Origin of the sequence: Methylobacterium sp. C1 (assembly GCF_001854385.1) — a bacterium.
GTDB lineage: Bacteria > Pseudomonadota > Alphaproteobacteria > Rhizobiales > Beijerinckiaceae > Methylobacterium > Methylobacterium radiotolerans.
This window is the reverse complement of the sequence record NZ_CP017640.1, coordinates 3,657,952-3,673,729: the sequence shown is the minus strand read 5'-3', so window position 1 is coordinate 3,673,729 and position 15,778 is coordinate 3,657,952. Positions and strand designations below refer to the sequence as shown.

Sequence of the window (15,778 nt, the reverse complement as noted above, 5' to 3'; positions counted from 1 at the left end):
CGGCAATATGTTCAAATATGAAGCAATGACTTCATATTTGTTGTAATAGTTAGCCGATCTTAATTGCATACTATACTGAGCATTTCTCTAATATCGATCGGTACTTCGATCATCATGCGTTTTGGAAGTCAAGCTTCCAGAAATTGGTCCGGGCGGCATACAGCTGAATGTCGGCTTTGAAGGACGTCGCGATCCGCGTTGAGCGTCAAAATTGGGTCGGTAGCTGCCGGTCCGCTTTTCCGCTGAACCCTCTCCGAAGCGGACGGGCCGCTTACGGCTGGAGCACGTCACGCCGAACCATCAGTGTACGAAAAACCGGACATTCGGCTTCACGCCCATTGCCGCCGTCCAGCCAAATCCGGCAGCACCCCGCAAGCGGACGCGGGCTGCTCGTCCGGGCGGCTGTCTGGACCGATCCGTGAAACGGGGCTTGAGAAAAGCTGCTGAGCGTCAGGGCGTGCTCCGCGGCTGGACTTGGTGGTATCGCGTCGCACGCGACGTTCGGAGACCACGCCCTTCGGCGGCCGTGAAACGTACGAATTGAAGACCGCCAACCTCTCGCCATTGTCCTTCGAGGTGCATCCACAATCAGGGCTACAAGGGCGAGAAGCGGGCCGCGGCAGCACGCTCGCACGGCATTGCCTTGGAGGGGGCAAGCTGCCAGAGGCCAAGCGCGACTTCGTGCTGCTTCCCCGCCGGTGGGTGGTCGAGCGCTCCTTTGTCGAGGCCAGGTGCTTCCGCCGCCTCGTCAAAGACTATGAGCGCTGTGCCAGACCCCTGGCAGACCTGCACCTCGTCGCCTTCGTCCGCGTCACGCCCAGACAGTTCGCTCGACACGCCACGGGTCTAAAACAGAGTCTAGCTCTGTCAGCAGTTACCTTAACTCAGCATCGGTTGGCGAAGACCGCATACTACTGGGCATAAAATTTCGGATCGAGCGCGGCCAATGCAAGGAGTGGTGGCGGGAGGGCCACACCGTGCGTCCGCATCGTCCGCGCGGCCGAACGGCATCCGAGCTGGTCGTCGGCTGCGGCAGCGGCCTCGACCGTCGCGATGGTGGCCGCGTCCGGGTGAGGTGATGAGGCCGGTTTGGCGGCACTCGGCGCATCCTTCGCCGCCTGGTTCCCCTGCCCGCGCTGGGCATCGGTGCCCGCCTGATTTGGCGAGCCTCCCGGGGTCGGCCCGCTCAAGCCGGATTTCTGCTGGACGTCGCCGCCGGCGGCCGATGGCGTGCCCTGGCTCGCTCCCGAAGGATTCGAGACGGCGGTCGCCTGTTGCGGAGGCGTCGCGGCGGCCTCCTTCGCTGGATTCGGCTGCTTCACGAAGGCCAGAAGCTCCTGGCAGAGATTGGCTGGACGCCCGGTGGGAACGGCTGTGCCGCTCTCCTGCGCGAGGGCGTTGTCCGCTGCGAGCAGGGCCCCTGCCAGGCCGATTGCCTGGGCGAAAGTGCTCAGTCGTCGCTTCATCGGATGCGCTCCTCCTGAAAGCCTGGTCACGTCGCAGTGGTGCTCGAAGGCTGGGCCTCAGGAACGCTTCGGCTGCGAGGCGGCACCCTCGGCTTTTCCATGTGGCTCGCCGGCAAACTCATCGGGAGCGGGGTCGCCGTTCCAACGCGGGCCGACCAAGTTGGTGCCCGGCTCGGAGACCCGCGCACCGGAGGTGGCGAACGCTTGGTAGGCGAACTTCTGATTGCTCGTGAGCGCCAGCATGGCCGCGACGCCCAGGAGAACGGCGGCAAGGACGGCGGCGATGAAAGCTTTCATGTCAGTGGTCCCTGATAGGAGTCCGGAGCATCCGGTGTGACGCTGGGAGGCCAACCCGGCCCGTCACTCGGCCGGTGCCGGGCGGGATCCGAGCTGCGGGCCGCTGGCGGTGCGGGCCTGCTCCTGCTCGACCCAGAGGTCGTGGTGCGCGCGCGCCCAGGCCAGATCGACCTGACCGCTGCCCATCGCGTCGTAGGCGCCCTTCATCCCGAGCGTGCCAATGTAGATGTGGGCCAGGATACCGGCGATGAAGACGATGCCGATCAGGGAATGGATCACCTGCATGATCTGCATCCCGTTGACGTCGACGAGCGCGAACGGGAAGAGCATCATCAGGCCGGTGGCGCCCATGGCGGCGCCGAAGCCGGCCACCATCCAGAACACGCCCTTCTGGCCCGCGTTGAAGCGGCCCGCATGCGGGTGCTTGCTGCCGATGAAGCCGCCCCCCGCCTTGAGCCACTCCCAGTCGATCCGGTTCGGGATGTTGTCCCGGATCCAGACGACGATCATGAAGGCGACACCCAGCATGAAGGGCCAGGCGAGATAGACGTGGCTGTACTTCGCGTACTGGGCCAGCGCGCCGAAGGCCTCCGGTCCGATCACGGGCATCAGCAGCCGTTTGCCGAAGATGTAGTTCAGGCCGGACAGCGACAGGATGATGAAGCACACGGCCGTCATCCAGTGCGTGAACCGCTCGAACGCGTTGAAGCGGAGGATCTTCTTGCCGGATTCCTGGCTGTGATCCGTGATGATGCGGCCGCGCCACAGGAAGAACAGCGCCAGGGCCCCGAGCATGCCGAGGATCACGAGGGCCCCGATCCAGGGCAGCCAGCCCTCGCGGAACATCTGGTACGTGCGGCCCTGCGGCTGGATCAGGTTGGCGGCCTTGCCGTCCGGGATGCTGATGCGCCCGCTGATCTTGGGGGCCTGCCGGAACAGAAGCTCCTCATTGATCGAATCCGCCGTGGGGTTCGCCCCCGTCGGGTTCCGGCCATCGGCCTGGATCGGGTTCTGCGCCTGCGCGGCCCCGCAGACACCCGGTGCCGTCCAGAGCGCCGTTGCCAGGACGAGAGTGCTGAGAATCGTCCATGCCCGCCGCATCGGCGTTCCTTTCAGATCGGTCGAGCGGTCCGCGGACGCTGCCGCGGTCCCTGTTCCGGCGCGCCCCTCAGCCGAGGAGCAGCCCCACATCAGATCGCGATCGTCTCGCGATAGGCCGTCTTCCAGCCCCAGGCCCCCGAGCCGTACCCGCGCTTGATCACCCGCTGCTTGTAGATCTCGGCGATCATCTCGCCGTCGCCCGCGAGCAGGGCCTTGGTCGAGCACATCTCGGCGCAGAGCGGCAGCTTGCCCTCCGCGAGCCGGTTCGAACCGTACTTCTCGTACTCGGCGGTCGAGAGATCGGGCTCGGGGCCACCCGAGCAGTAGGTGCACTTGTCCATCTTGCCTCGGGACCCGAAGTTCCCGACGCGCGGGTACTGCGGTGCGCCGAACGGGCAGGCATAGAAGCAGTAGCCGCAGCCGATGCAGATGTCCTTGGAGTGCAGCACCACCGCGTCGGCGGTGGTGTAGAAGCAGTTGACCGGGCACACGGCCGCGCAGGGCGCGTCGGTGCAGTGCATGCAGGCCATCGAGACCGAGCGCTCGCCGGGCTTGCCGTCGTTGAGCGTCACCACCCGCCGCCGGTTGATGCCCCACGGCACTTCGTGCTCGTTCTTGCAGGCGGTGACGCAGGCGTTGCACTCGATGCAACGATCCGCGTCGCAGAGAAACTTCATGCGCGCCATGATCAGGTCGCTCCTCTCAGGCCGCTCGGATCTGACACAGGGTGGCTTTCGTCTCCTGCATGCCGGTGACGGGATCGAAGCCGTAGGTCGTGACGGTGTTGACGCTCTCGCCGAGCACGACCGGGTCGGTGCCCTTCGGGTAGTAGTCGCGCATGTCCTTGCCCTGGTACCAGCCGGAGAAATGGAACGGCATGAACGCGACGCCTTTCCCGACGCGGTCGGTCACGAGGGCCTTCACCTTCGTCTTGGAGTTGTTCTCCGCGCCCGTGACCCAGACCCACTGACCATCCTTGATGCCGCGCTCGGCCGCGTCACCGGTGTTGATCTCGACGAACATGTCCTGCTGCAGCTCGGCGAGCCACGGGTTGGAGCGGGTCTCCTCGCCGCCGCCCTCGTACTCGACGAGGCGGCCCGAGGTGAGGATGATCGGGAAGTCCCGGGCGACGTTGCGCTCGACCGCGGATTTCTGCACCGAGAACCCGATATTGGGCATGCGGAACTGCCGCTCGTCGGGCCGGGTCGGGTACTTGGCGACCAGATCGGGGCGCGGTGAGTAGATCGGCTCGCGGTGGACCGGCACCGGGTCGGGCAGGTTCCAGGCATTCGCGCGCGCCTTGCCGTTGCCGAACGGCGAGACGCCGTGCTCGAGACAGACGCGCTGGATGCCGCCGGAGAGGTCGGTCGCCCAGCTCACCGTGTCGGGCTTGTCGCCGCCGATCTTCAGGATCGTCGCCAGTTCGTCCGCCGTGAGATCCTTGTCCCACCCGAGCTTCTTGAACACGCCGAGGGTGAATTCCGGATAGCCGTCGGTCAGGTCGGAGCCGTTGGAGTAGGAATCCTCGGCCAGCAGGGTCTCGCCGTTGCGTTCGGTGCCGAAGCGCGCGCGGAACGTGCCGCCGCCCTCCTTCACGTGCAGAGCCGTGTTGTACAGGATGGCCGAGCCGGGATGGCGGATCTCGGGCTTGCCCCAGCAGGGCCAGGGCAGGCCGTAATAATCCCCGCCGACCTCCGGATCGTCCTTCGGCGCCCGCAGGGTGACGAGATCGAACTTCTGCTGGTTGCGCATATGCGCCTTCAGGCGCTCGGGCGACTGCCCGCAATAGCCCGTCGACCAGCCGCCGCGGTTGATCTCCCTCAGGATGTCCTCGGCCAAGGGGACGTTGTTCTCGACCTTGATGTTCTTGAACATCGGGTCGGCGAAGCCGAGCTTCTTCGAGAGCAGGTAGAGGAACTCGTAGTCGTTCTTGGACTCGAAGGCGGGCTTCACGATCTGCTCGCCCCATTGCAGCGACCGGTTGGACGCCGTGCGGCAGCCGTCCATCTCCAGCGAGGTGCAGATCGGCAGCAGGTAGGTGTTGTCCTGCCGGGCATCGAGCGCCGCGAAGGTGGTCGGATGCGGGTCCGCGACGACCATCAGGTCGAGCTTGTTCAGGCCCTCGAGGGCCTCCGGCAGCCGCGTGACGGTGTTGCCGCCATGGCCCGAGATCATCATCGCCCGCGTGGGGCTGCGCTGATCGATCTGTTCGGGCGGGAGGTTCACGGAGTCGAACCAGCGGGTCGAGGTGATGCCCGGGGTCTCCATGTTCTCCTTGCGGGACCGCGCCTTGCGGCCGGCGACCGCGGGAACCTCATCGAAGCGCGACTGCAGCCACGCGTAGTCCACCTCCCAGACGCGGGCCCAGTGCCGCCAGCCACCCTCGACCAGCCCGTAGTAGAGCGGCAGGGTCGTCACATCGAGGCCGAGGTCGGTCGCGCCCTGCACGTTCGTGTGCCCGCGGAAGATGTTGGCGCCCGTGCCCGGCTTGCCGACATTGCCCGTGGCCAAGCACAGGATGCACAGCGCGCGCACATTGGCGGTGCCGACCGTGTGCTGCGTGTTGCCCATGCACCAGATCATGGTGGCGGGCTTCTCCTTGGCGAACTTCTCCGCGATGCGGCGGAGCTGCTCGCCCGGCACGCCGGACACGCGCTCCACTTCCTCGGGCGTCCATTTGGCGACCTCCTTGCGGACGTCGTCCATCGCGTAGACGCGCTGGCGGATGAAGTCCTTGTCCTCCCAGCCGTTCTGGAAGATGTGCCAGAGCATGCCCCACGCGACCGGGATGTCGGTCCCCGAGCGGATGCGCACGTAGTCGGTGGCGTGCGCCGCCGTGCGGGTGAAACGGGGGTCGATGACGATCAGGTTGGCGCGGTTGATCTCCTTCCCGGACAGCACGTGCTGCATCGAGATCGGGTGCGCCTCGGCGGGATTGCCGCCCATGATGATCATGGTCTTGGCGTTGCGGATGTCGTTGTACGAGTTGGTCTGGGCGCCGTAGCCCCAGGTATTCGCCACGCCCGCCACGGTGGTCGAGTGGCAGATGCGCGCCTGGTGGTCGACGTTGTTGGTGCCCCAGAACGCCCCGAATTTCCGCAACAGGTACGCGGCCTCGTTCGTGTACTTGGCCGAGCCGAGCCAGTAGACGGAATCGGAGCCCCACTTCTCGCGGATCTGCAGCAGCTTGTCGCCGATCTCGTCGATCGCCTGATCCCAGGAGATCCGCTGCCACTGGCCGCCGACGAGCTTCATCGGATATTTCAGGCGGCGGTCCGACGAGACCAGTTCGCGGATGGCGGCCCCCTTGGCGCAATGGGTTCCGCGGTTGATGGGACTCGCCCAGGACGGCTCCTGGCCGACCCACACGCCGTTCACGACCTCGGCGGTCACCGTGCAGCCGACCGAGCAGTGCGTGCAGATGTTCTTCTTGATGACCGTCCCCGGCCCGACCGCCGACGAGCCGGCCGCCTCGGCCCTGCGGACGGCGCCGAGCTGAATCGAGCCCGCGGCGGCGAGCGCGCCGGCGGTGAGCCCGGACTTGCGCAGGAACGCACGTCGATCGAGCACGCCGGCCGCGAGACCGGCCGCGACCGCCTGATGCTTGCTGCGGCTGGCCTCGCCGCTCTTCCGCTTCGTCAGCATGGCAGCCTCACTTCGTTCCCGGAGCGGGATCGGGATTCTTCAGGAGCGTCTCGTAGCCGTTGGTCCGGTAGAACGCCTTCACGTGGTCGCTCAGGCGGTACCGGCTGCGCGTCTCGTCCTGGCCCGGGTCAAAGGCCTGGGCCTCCGTCGCAGCCATCGGCGACCCGACCGCCGCGGCGGCCGCCACGGTGCTGCCGCCGAGCGCCCGGAAGAACTGGCGACGACCGAGCGTCTTTGGATCCTGCCGCATCATCCAACTCCCTGAGCGACACCCGCTTGATGAGAAACCCACGTCAGGCGTTTCGGTCACGCTCCGACCGCCACGACCTGCATCCCCGTCACGCATCCATCGCGAAGGCTTCCGCCTCCACCTCCATGAAGGTGCGGCCGAGGCCCCCCACCGCCCGGTAGAAGCGCGCGTTCTTCGCCCGCTCGAGATCCCCGAAGAAGCGCTCGACCCAGGGGGCGAGATGCCGGCCGAAGAAGCGCGCCTGTGCCGCCGGCTCGGCCGCGAACCGCCCGCCGGCGAGCCCCGCCATCACGTCCAGCAGGAAGGCCAAATGGTCCTCCGGCTCGCTCATGGCCTCGTCCCGCGAGAGGCCGAGGGCCGCGAGATCCTCTCGGACCAGCGCGAGCGGGCGCTCGTTGAGGAAGCCGGTGAGATAGTAGGAGGCGTAGGGGAGAAGCTCGCCCCGGCCTACGCCGATGAACAGCGCGAAGAACTCGCGCTCGACCCCCGCGCCCGTCGCCTCTGCCGCCGCGCGGCTCAGATCCGCGACGTGCTGGCCGAGGATCCCGTCGCCGCCCGGGAGGCCGGCGAGCGTATCGAGCAGGTCCTGGCCGGGCGGGCGTCCGAGCAGGACGGCCAGGAGGTCGTAGTGCCGCGCGCGGAGCCCATCGACGTCGTCCACGCGGCCGCCGCCGAGCGTCTCCGATTCCACAGGTCCGAACGCCGACGCCACTGGAGTTTTCTACTCGCCCGAGATCGTACCGATCTCACTCTCTGGAACAAGATTAAGAAGGGTTCTTATCTCCCGCAATCCAAATCTCCTAGCTCGAATTGGGCATCGCGCCGCCGTGGCGCCGCAGGCGCGGCCCCGGACTCGGCTCCTGTTGCTCGGCCGCAGGCACGGCATCGCGCCCGCGCTCCGGATCGGGGGAGGCCGGAGCGGCCTGCTGGACCGTGGCCGCCGGGGCGGAGAGGGCCGGCGCTTGCTCCTGCGGATCGGGTCCGGGCGTACCGCGATCGGCTGCCGGGGGACATTCCGGCGTCTGGCCGGGCTCCGGCGAACCGTCGGGCTCACTGTCACGGGTCTCACCCGGCACCGGCGTCGCTTTGGCGGCCCCGCCCAGCAAACGCCCGAGCATCGCCTGGACTTCGTCGCTCGGCAGGAGCGGGCCGAGGCCGGGGACGCCGCCTGGGCTGTTCCAGTCGTAGGCGTATTCCCGCGCCTCGCTGACGAAGTCGCGGATGGCGGGGTCGAGCGACCACATCCGGCGCAGGGCCGCGTTGCGCAGGGCCACCGGAACGCCGGCCCGCAGGAACGGGGCGAGGTCGGTCTCCGCGGTCAGGGCTTCGAGGGAGGGGAGATCCAGCACGGGATCGTCCGCCGGCTCCGGTTCCGGCGGCCGCGCCTCGGGGCCGGTCTGCGGCGCGATGAGATCCGCCTCGGCGCCTTCCGCGTCCGGCTCCGGGAGAGGCGCCCTGGCGGAGACGGCCGGCGCGGCCCGTTCCGCCAGGGCGGCCGCGCGCACGGCGCGCTTGCGCCGGGTCCACCGCGAGAGGAAATTCTCGCTCATTCGCGCCGCTCCCGAGTCCCCTGCGCCCGGTGGGCCAGCGCCTCGGGATCGGCGCGGTCGCGCTTGCGCTTCTCGAACTTGCGCTCGACGTGGAAGGCCTCGAAGAAGGCCAGCAGCTTCGCCTGCACCTCAGGCGGCATCGGCACCGGCTCGACGATCTCGCCGACCCCTTCGGCCATGGATTCCCCCTCATAGGGGTCGGCCGTGACGCTCGCGACCGCGTAGGTCTCGTCGCCGTTGTTGCGCAGGGCGACCCAGAGGGAAGGGCGCCCGGAGACGAGATTGTCGCGGTAGTGCCCGGTCTCGCCCGGATGCAGCGCGACTTCGTACGAGCCGGCATAGAAGGTCGCCTCGTCCTCGGTCTCGGAGAGCTTCGTCCAGGGCGAGGCGGCCGCCGCCGCCGGCAGGGCCCCGACCGGGAGCCAGGCATGGCTCGCCCAGGGCCCGGTCAGGCGCCGCCGCGCGACGATGATGCCGACCTCGAAACGATGCTCGGGCGTCGTGGACATGTCAGGCGGCCTCCCGGCCTTCGGCGAGGGGCAACCCGACGACGAGATTGTGCGGCTTGAGCTGCACGCTGCGATCCGGCGCCGCCGCGAGCAGGAGGTAGACCGGGCGATCCCCCACTGTCGGCAGGACCTGCGCGGGGTCGTCGAAGGTCAGGCTGAACACGGCGAGCACCCGCTCGCGCGTTCCGGCATCGAGCGTGTCGCCGCGCCAGAGCGCGTTGCCGATGCGGGTCGCCTCCTGGTCGAGACCGACGAACCAGCGCCAGTCGGGGTCCTCCAGCCGGTCGAGGGGCGTCACGCGCACCGCGACGTTCAGCAGGTGGCCCACGAAGGTCTCGATCACCCGGGCCAATCCCGCGCGGCTGCGGGGATCGGAGCCGAGATTGAGCGCCATCGTGAAGGCGTCCGACCGGCTCCAGTACGTCCAGGCATTCTCGGCCGTCAGCACGTCCAGCTCGTTCGCCGCCTCCTTGCCCAGCATCGTCAGCAGGGGCGAGAGCGGCGCACTGCCTTCGCGGGCGGCGATCACCTCGGCATCGGCCAGGAGCACGGCGCCTTCGTGAAAGCTCACGCGCTGGGGGCGGAAGAACAGCTCGGCCGCGCGCAGGACGAAGGGATCGTCGCAGCCGTCGAGGGCGTTGCGCAGGATCAGGTGGACGAGCTGGTTCAGGAACAGGGACGGCACGCCCTGGAGGTCGCCGCGCACGAGCGACAGATATCCGGCCTCCACGGAGCGGGCCGCGAGCAGTCGATCGCGGAAGGCGAGGATCACCGTCCAGTTCTCCCGAGCGTCGGAGTCGGCGATGGCGGCGATCTCGGCGGGCTCCACGCGCCGCCGGGGCGCGTCCAGGAGGGCGGCATGGAGGGCGATCTCGGACGCGCAGGCGTCGTCCGGCGGCACGAGTTCGGGCCGCGCCAGATACGCGAGGATCAGTTCGTCCGTGACCGCGAGGCCGCCGCCGGCCGTACGCTGCGTGAGGTGGTGGCCGCTTGAGACCCAGAACTCGGTCATCCGCTTAACGTCCCGCCGTCGTATCACGCAGAAGGCCGACGAGGTCGGCCTGTTCCTCCGGCTCGTCGTCCTCGACGAAGAGAAACGCGCGTCCGTGGGACCGGTCGAGGCCGGGCCGGTGGTGCAGCGTCCGGAAATCCTCCCGGATCGCCCCGTCCGTCGCGACGCGGCGCAGCGCGACGACGCTGCCGACCGGCAGATCGCAGAGGGATGCGGCGACGTCGAGTTCCTCGCGGGCAGCCGCACGGGCGGCCTCCCGGTCGGGCGCGCCGAAGCGCTCGTGGATGTGGCGGGCGAGCAGCTCCTCGGCCCCCGCGCGCTCCTCTTCGCTCGCCGCGCTCACCACCACCAGGGTGGAGAAGCCGAGCGAGCTTACGCCGACGAACCCCGAGCGGAAGGCCGTCAGGGCCTTGCCGGTCAGATGCGACGGATCCCCGTCGAGGAACAGGAAGGTCCCGGTGACGGCCCATTCTCCGGGTTCGGCGGCCTGCGCGAACACGAAGGTGTCGGAGGGATCGAGCCGCAGGGTTCGGGGGAGCTTGAGCGTCACAGCCGGACCCCGCCGGTCTTCGGATCACGCCAGTCCGGCGCCTCCAGCTTCGCGCGCAGCGGGAGGTGCTCGACCCGCCCATCGGGCCAGGTCAGCCGTCCGTCGCCGCCCGGCTCGATCGCGGCCCGCACACCGGATTCCCGCGGCAGATGGGCGAGGTAAAGCGCCGCGACACGGTCGAAGCCGTCCTCGCGCCAGATCTCGAAGGTCTTGGTCAGGTGGCGCGCGAAGCTCTCGACCAGGGGCACGCGCAGGTTCGCGCCAAAACCTTCCTCCTCCAGGGCGGTGGAATCGGGCGTGTGTCCGGGGTCGCCCGCCGCCAATTTCGAGGTGAGCAGCATGCCCGAGAAGACCAGCCAGTCCGGCTCCTCATCCTCGCGGCACGCTTCAGGCCAGCTGAGGCGCCCGCCACCCAGGCGCGCGCCGTTGAACAGCAGCGTCCCGGGCCACGTGAACGTCACCGGGATCTCCGGCGGCCCGAAAGCGCCGACGGCATTCGCCAGGGCGACCATTCCGGCGAAGTGGGCGCGGCGCGCGGTGGCGAGCGGCTCGGCCGGGGCGAGCACCACGGCGAAGTCGATCAGGTCGTCGCGCCGGCCCAGGACGAGCGTCGCCGCGTCCGCCTCGCCCGACGCGGCGAGCCGGCAGGCTTCCGCGTGCGCGTCGGATGGCGGCTCCGCTGCGCGCGCGCTGAAGCCGGGGGGCAGGACCAGCCTCGACGGGCCGGCATCGACAGGGACAGTCATGGAGCGGCTTTGGCGGGGGGCCGATGAGAGTGCGGGACAGGGTTGCGACCTGCGCCCGCATGCCGGATCGTTGTTTCGAATGGTTCGAGTATAAGGGACGGGCCCCGCCGCGCGAAGGGGCCATCCATTTGCACTTGTACCCGGGTCCGATCTTGTCCGACCGCCTCGTATTCGCCTGCTCCTGCGAGCGGACGATGTCCCTCGATACCGCCGCCCTGGGCCAGGCCTGCGGCGGCGAGCTTCGCACCGCCGACCAGCTCTGCGGCCGCGAGCTTGATCGCTTCCGGGAGGCCCTGGCGACCGGGCGGCCCGTCACCGTGTCCTGCACGCTCCAGGCGCCGCTGTTCGACGAGGTCGCCGAGGAGGCAGGGGCGGAGGACCGGGTGGTCTACGCCAAGATCCGGGAAACCGCCGGCTGGTCGTCCGACGCCGCGGCGGCCGGACCGAAGATGGCCGCTCTGCTCGCCGCGGCGGCCGAGCCGCTCCCCGACGCCGCTACCGTCTCCCTGGAGAGCCGCGGCGTCGCCCTGATCTATGGGCAGGACGAGGTGGCGGTCGAGGCCGGCCGGCGGCTCGCCGAGCATCTGGACATCACCGTCCTGCTGACGCGCCCCGGCGAGATCTCGCCGCTGCACCGCAACGCCTTCCCGGTCCTGCAGGGCACGATCCGAACCGCCAAGGGGTACCTCGGTGCGTTCGAGCTCGGCATCGACGATTATGCCCTCCCGGCCCCGTCCTCGCGCACGCATCTCGTCTTCGGCGCGCCGCGCAACGGGGCCGTGTCGACCTGCGACCTCGTCATCGACCTCTCGGCCGGCGCGCCGCTGTTTCCGGCACACGCGGTGCGCAGCGGTTATCTGCGCGCGGATCCCGGCGACCCGGCCGCCGTCGAGCGCGTGCTGGCGGAGGCGTCCCATCTGGTCGGCACGTTCGACAAGCCGCGCTTCATCGACTTCCACGGCGACTTGTGCGCGCACAGCCGCTCCCGCATCACGGGCTGCACGCGTTGCCTCGATGTCTGCCCGACCGGCGCGATCGCGCCCGCGGGCGACACCGTGCACATCGACCCATACGTCTGCGCGGGATGCGGCTCCTGTGCCGCACTCTGCCCGACCGGGGCCGCCGCCTACGCGCTGCCGACCTCCGACGCGCTGATGCGCCGGCTGCGCAGCCTGATGCGCGCCTACCGGACGGCGGGCGGGCAGAACGCCCTCGTCCTGCTCCACGATGGCGACCACGGCGAGCCGCTGATCGACGCGCTCGGCCGCTACGGCGACGGCCTCCCCGCCCACGTGCTGCCGGTGCAGGTCAACGAGGTCACGCAGATCGGACCGGAGGTGATCGCGGCCCTGTTCGCCTACGGCGCGGCCGGAATCCGGGTCCTGGTCCGGGCTCGTGCCAAGCACGACCTCGAACCCCTGTACCGGACCCTGACCCTCGGGGAGACGCTGGCGCAGGCGCTGGGCTACGGTGCGGAGGACGGCGGGCGCGTGGTCGAGACCATCGAGACCGATGACCCGGATCTGCTGGGCGCCGCCCTCCGGCAGGCCAGGCTGGGGCGGCCAGCCGCGGTGCCGGCCGGTCTGCTGTTTCTGGGGAACAAGCGTGAGGTGCTGCGCCATGCCTTCCGCGGCCTGCACAGTGCCGCCCCGGCACCCGTCGACCGGGTTCCGCTCGCGGCCGGCGCCCCCTTCGGCGGCCTCGATTTCCGGGTCGCGGACTGCACCCTGTGCCTCGCCTGCGTCAGCGCCTGCCCGACCCACGCCCTCTCCGACAGTGCCGAGCAGCCGCTTCTCGGCTTCGAGGAGAGCCTCTGCGTGCAGTGCGGCCTCTGCGCGGCGACCTGTCCCGAGGACGTCATCGCCCTGCGTCCGCAGGTGGATTTCGCGGCCTGGGCGGCGCCCCGCCGGGTCGTCAAGGAGGAAGAGCCCTTCTGCTGCACGCAATGCGCCAAGCCCTTCGGCACGCGCTCGACGATCGAGCGCATCGTCGAGCGGCTGCGCGAGCGGCACTGGATGTTCAGCGGGGCGGGCGGCGAGGCGCGCCTGCAAGCGCTGTCGATGTGCGAGGATTGCCGCGTCGAGGTCGCGGTGAACCAGGGCTTCGATCCGCACGCGGCGCCGGAACGCGACAAGCCCCGGACGACCGAGGATTACCTGCGCGCGCGCGCGGGCGGCTGACGGGCGCCTCAGCGAAGCGCGGTGGCGCGTTCGAGGAATTCGATCAGCGCCGCGCGGTCCGCGTCGTTGCCGATCGTCTGCTCGGGCATCTTCGTCCCGGGCGTGTAGCGGGCGGGGCCAACCTCGAAGAGCCGTGAGACGGTCTCGGGCGTCCAGACGATGTCCAGCCGCTTCAGCGCGTTCGAGTACCGGTAGCCGGGCACGCTGGCGATGCGGCGGCCGAACAGGCCGGCGAGCGTCGGCCCGGCCCGCTCGCCCGCGTCGGATGTCAGGGTGTGGCAGGCGACGCAGGCCCCGAACACCTCGGCGCCCCGGCCGCCCTGCCGGACCGCGAGGGGATCGGCCGGGCGCCGCATGATCAGCGCGCCGATCGGTTCGCCGCTCTTCGCGTCCCAGCGCCGGACGAGGCGGTCGCCGCCACCCGTGAGGAGCTCGGCCCCGTCCGGACGCCACGCGAGCGACCAGACCGGAAGGCCGGGCCCCACGAGCCGCAGCTGGACCTGACCCGTCGCCCGGTCGACCACCGCGATGGTCCCGCCCGCCGTCGCGGCAGCCACCCTGGTCCCGTCCGGAGACAGGGCCAGGGCGATCACCGGGTTCGGGCCGAGCTCGGCGGCGGCCCGGACCGAGCCGTCGGCTCGAACGAAGCGGAGGATCGCATCGGCCCCGGCGGCCGCGATCTCGCTGTCCGAAGCGACCGCGACGGCGTTGAGGCCCGTGGGTGCGGTGGCGATGACCTGGGATGTGCCCTCGGCCGCCCAGATCCGCACCGCCCCATCGGCGCCGGCCGTGACCGGCGCGCCGCCCGGCAGGAAGGCCACCGCGTTCACCGGGCCGCGGTGCGGATCGAGCAGCCGGCTGTCCCCTCCGGCGAGCGGCCAGATCCGGGCCGTGCCGTCCCAGGAGGCGGAGGCGAGCGACAGGCCGTCCGGCGAGACCGCGAGGGCGACGATCGGGCCGGTATGGCCCTCCAGCACCCGTTCCGGCTCCGCGCGCCCCAGGCGCCACAGGGCGATCCGCCCGTCCTCGGAGGCCGTGGCGAAACGGCCGTCCGGCAGTGCGGCGACCGCGTTCACCGCACCGTCGTGGAAGCGCAGCACGCCGAGCGCGGCACCGGTCTCGATGGCCCACACGATGGCGGATTGGTCGAAGCCGCCCGAGATTGCGAGGCGCCCGTCGGCGGTCACGGCGAGCGCCCGGACCGGACCACCGTGGCCGCGCATCTGCGCGCGTGCCGGCGCGCCGCAGAGCAGCAGGACGGCGATCACGCCTAGGATCCGCGCAAAGCTGGTCATCGGGGCTCCGCTTCAAATGGATCGCCCCGCTATAGCACAGTCCCCACCGCCAGCCGCGGCGGTTCTAGCTGCGATCGGTTTGGCTTTTGGGCGTCGGATACAAGATGGTGAGCCATAGTCGGGGCGGCGCACGCGTCTAATATTGATCATCAACACAGGTTTGGGCATTGTTCCAGGACGACGGCGAGCCGCTGTTCTTCCCGAGTGCCGCGTCCGTAACACGCTAACTCGACATCAGCGGGTTGGAGGGCCGGATTGGCGTCGACGCGCGATGTACCAGAGACCCAGGACCACGACGGCCACGAGCAGGCTCAGCCAAACCCAGTTGAAGTCTATCGCCGCGGCCGTGGCTGCTCCCGAGCTGGATTGCGAAGGGCCCGTTTCCGAAATTGGCGGGGCTGGGTTGGTCTGCTGAGCCACGGACCCCTGAAGGCCCGAAGTCCATAATAACCCGGTGAGGATGGCGCTTCTCATAGAATTCCTTTGGTCAAACATGGACGGCTAAGGGCGAGATTTTCCGGAGCGGAAGGCCGGAGCCGCTTGCAGCTGCGCCCGGGTGAGGCGGACCTCGGCGCGCCACGGCTTGTCGCCAACGAGGACCGTGGCCGTCGTGCTGCTGGGCCGCTGTGCCTCCACTGAGCCGGTCGCGCCAGTCACGCGACCGCTATGCTGATTTTGAACTGCGCCGAGCGTGTCGCGGGTTGTCCGTGCACCCGGCATGGTATCCGGCCCCACCTGCGCGGCTGCCTCAGCGCTGGGCGCCGTCTTGGGCGTCACGACCGAACTCGGTCCGTCCATCAGCGGCACATCGCTGAAGTTCCAGCCGAGCTGGTCGAAAGGAAGCGCCACATATTTCTCGCCCACGCCCAGGAAACCGCCGACGCCGATGATCACGGCGCGGACCTGCCCGCTTCCGTCGACCAAAACGTCCTCGATCTTGCCGATCTCGACATGATCCATTCCGATGACCGGAACCCCGATCATCTCGGAGGCACGTATAGTTCCCGGCTCGGGTCCCTCGATGAACGGTGTCGCGGGTGCATCCGACTGCACCGCCGACGAGGCCGCCGCTAGGGGTAGCGAGGCGCCGGTGACGAGAAGGACAGCCAGCGTCGCGATTTTGAGCGGGGCACCGCGCATTCAAGGCTCTCCAGACTCAGGCAAAAACACTTGAATC

General features: G+C 69.4%; 15 protein-coding genes and 1 pseudogene. 2 read left to right on the top strand and 14 right to left on the bottom strand.

The window, feature by feature from the left end:
• Positions 1-580: 580 nt before the first annotated feature.
• Positions 581-807: pseudogene (locus tag BKE41_RS30360) on the top strand (IS5/IS1182 family transposase); the annotation flags it as partial.
• Between the two features lie 104 nt (positions 808-911).
• Here the strand turns inward: BKE41_RS30360 and BKE41_RS30355 are convergent.
• The 12 genes from BKE41_RS30355 to BKE41_RS17040 all read right to left on the bottom strand — a co-directional run bounded on the left by BKE41_RS30355 (position 912) and on the right by BKE41_RS17040 (position 11,126).
• Positions 912-1,466, bottom strand: coding sequence for a hypothetical protein (locus tag BKE41_RS30355; protein ID WP_083374373.1), 555 nt, complete (start codon positions 1,464-1,466; stop codon positions 912-914).
• Positions 1,467-1,523: 57 nt separating this feature from the next.
• Positions 1,524-1,763 carry a hypothetical protein gene (locus BKE41_RS17090; protein WP_012320151.1) on the bottom strand — a complete coding sequence of 80 codons (240 nt, stop codon included), beginning with the start codon at positions 1,761-1,763 and terminating at the stop codon, positions 1,524-1,526.
• A gap of 63 nt (positions 1,764-1,826) precedes the next feature.
• Positions 1,827-2,864 carry a formate dehydrogenase subunit gamma gene (locus BKE41_RS17085; RefSeq protein ID WP_070999876.1) on the bottom strand — a complete coding sequence of 346 codons (1,038 nt, stop codon included), beginning with the start codon at positions 2,862-2,864 and terminating at the stop codon, positions 1,827-1,829.
• 89 nt (positions 2,865-2,953) lie between these two features.
• Positions 2,954-3,550, bottom strand: coding sequence for a formate dehydrogenase FDH3 subunit beta (fdh3B, locus tag BKE41_RS17080; protein ID WP_012320149.1), 597 nt, complete (start codon positions 3,548-3,550; stop codon positions 2,954-2,956).
• A 16-nt stretch (positions 3,551-3,566) separates the two neighbouring features.
• Positions 3,567-6,509: a formate dehydrogenase subunit alpha gene (locus BKE41_RS17075; RefSeq protein ID WP_070999875.1), complete on the bottom strand. Its 2,943-nt coding sequence runs from the start codon at positions 6,507-6,509 to the stop codon at positions 3,567-3,569.
• 7 nt (positions 6,510-6,516) lie between these two features.
• The gene (locus BKE41_RS17070) at positions 6,517-6,759 is read right to left on the bottom strand and encodes a formate dehydrogenase (protein WP_059408429.1); all 243 of its coding nucleotides are present in this window, start codon (positions 6,757-6,759) and stop codon (positions 6,517-6,519) included.
• 88 nt (positions 6,760-6,847) lie between these two features.
• The gene (locus BKE41_RS17065; RefSeq protein WP_245295798.1) at positions 6,848-7,420 is read right to left on the bottom strand and encodes a molecular chaperone TorD family protein; all 573 of its coding nucleotides are present in this window, start codon (positions 7,418-7,420) and stop codon (positions 6,848-6,850) included.
• Between the two features lie 139 nt (positions 7,421-7,559).
• The gene (locus BKE41_RS17060; protein WP_070999874.1) at positions 7,560-8,309 is read right to left on the bottom strand and encodes a DUF3306 domain-containing protein; all 750 of its coding nucleotides are present in this window, start codon (positions 8,307-8,309) and stop codon (positions 7,560-7,562) included.
• Positions 8,306-8,818, bottom strand: coding sequence for a DUF3305 domain-containing protein (locus BKE41_RS17055; protein ID WP_053621055.1), 513 nt, complete (start codon positions 8,816-8,818; stop codon positions 8,306-8,308). The genes BKE41_RS17060 and BKE41_RS17055 overlap by 4 nt, the downstream gene beginning before the upstream one ends.
• Position 8,819: 1 nt before the next feature.
• Positions 8,820-9,830: a DUF6352 family protein gene (locus BKE41_RS17050; RefSeq protein ID WP_070999873.1), complete on the bottom strand. Its 1,011-nt coding sequence runs from the start codon at positions 9,828-9,830 to the stop codon at positions 8,820-8,822.
• Positions 9,831-9,834: 4 nt separating this feature from the next.
• Entirely contained in the window at positions 9,835-10,380 is a 546-nt protein-coding gene (locus BKE41_RS17045) for a DUF6505 family protein (RefSeq protein ID WP_070999872.1), read from the bottom strand.
• Positions 10,377-11,126: a biotin/lipoate--protein ligase family protein gene (locus BKE41_RS17040; protein ID WP_070999871.1), complete on the bottom strand. Its 750-nt coding sequence runs from the start codon at positions 11,124-11,126 to the stop codon at positions 10,377-10,379. Before BKE41_RS17040 ends, BKE41_RS17045 begins: the two co-directional genes overlap by 4 nt.
• Positions 11,127-11,320: 194 nt before the next feature.
• Here BKE41_RS17040 and BKE41_RS17035 point away from each other — a divergent pair, with 194 nt between their 5' ends.
• Positions 11,321-13,306 (top strand): 4Fe-4S binding protein, encoded by a 1,986-nt coding sequence (locus BKE41_RS17035; RefSeq protein WP_071000706.1) that lies wholly within the window; start codon positions 11,321-11,323, stop codon positions 13,304-13,306.
• Positions 13,307-13,314: 8 nt separating this feature from the next.
• On the opposite strand, the gene BKE41_RS17030 is transcribed toward BKE41_RS17035, so the two are convergent.
• Together BKE41_RS17030 and BKE41_RS17025 are read right to left on the bottom strand one after the other, a co-directional pair.
• A complete protein-coding gene (locus BKE41_RS17030; protein WP_058607796.1) occupies positions 13,315-14,601 on the bottom strand; it encodes a c-type cytochrome in 1,287 nt (428 codons plus the stop codon).
• 501 nt (positions 14,602-15,102) lie between these two features.
• On the bottom strand, positions 15,103-15,741 hold the full coding sequence (locus tag BKE41_RS17025) for a PRC-barrel domain-containing protein (RefSeq protein WP_059408380.1): 639 nt from the start codon (positions 15,739-15,741) through the stop codon (positions 15,103-15,105).
• Positions 15,742-15,778 lie beyond the last annotated feature (37 nt).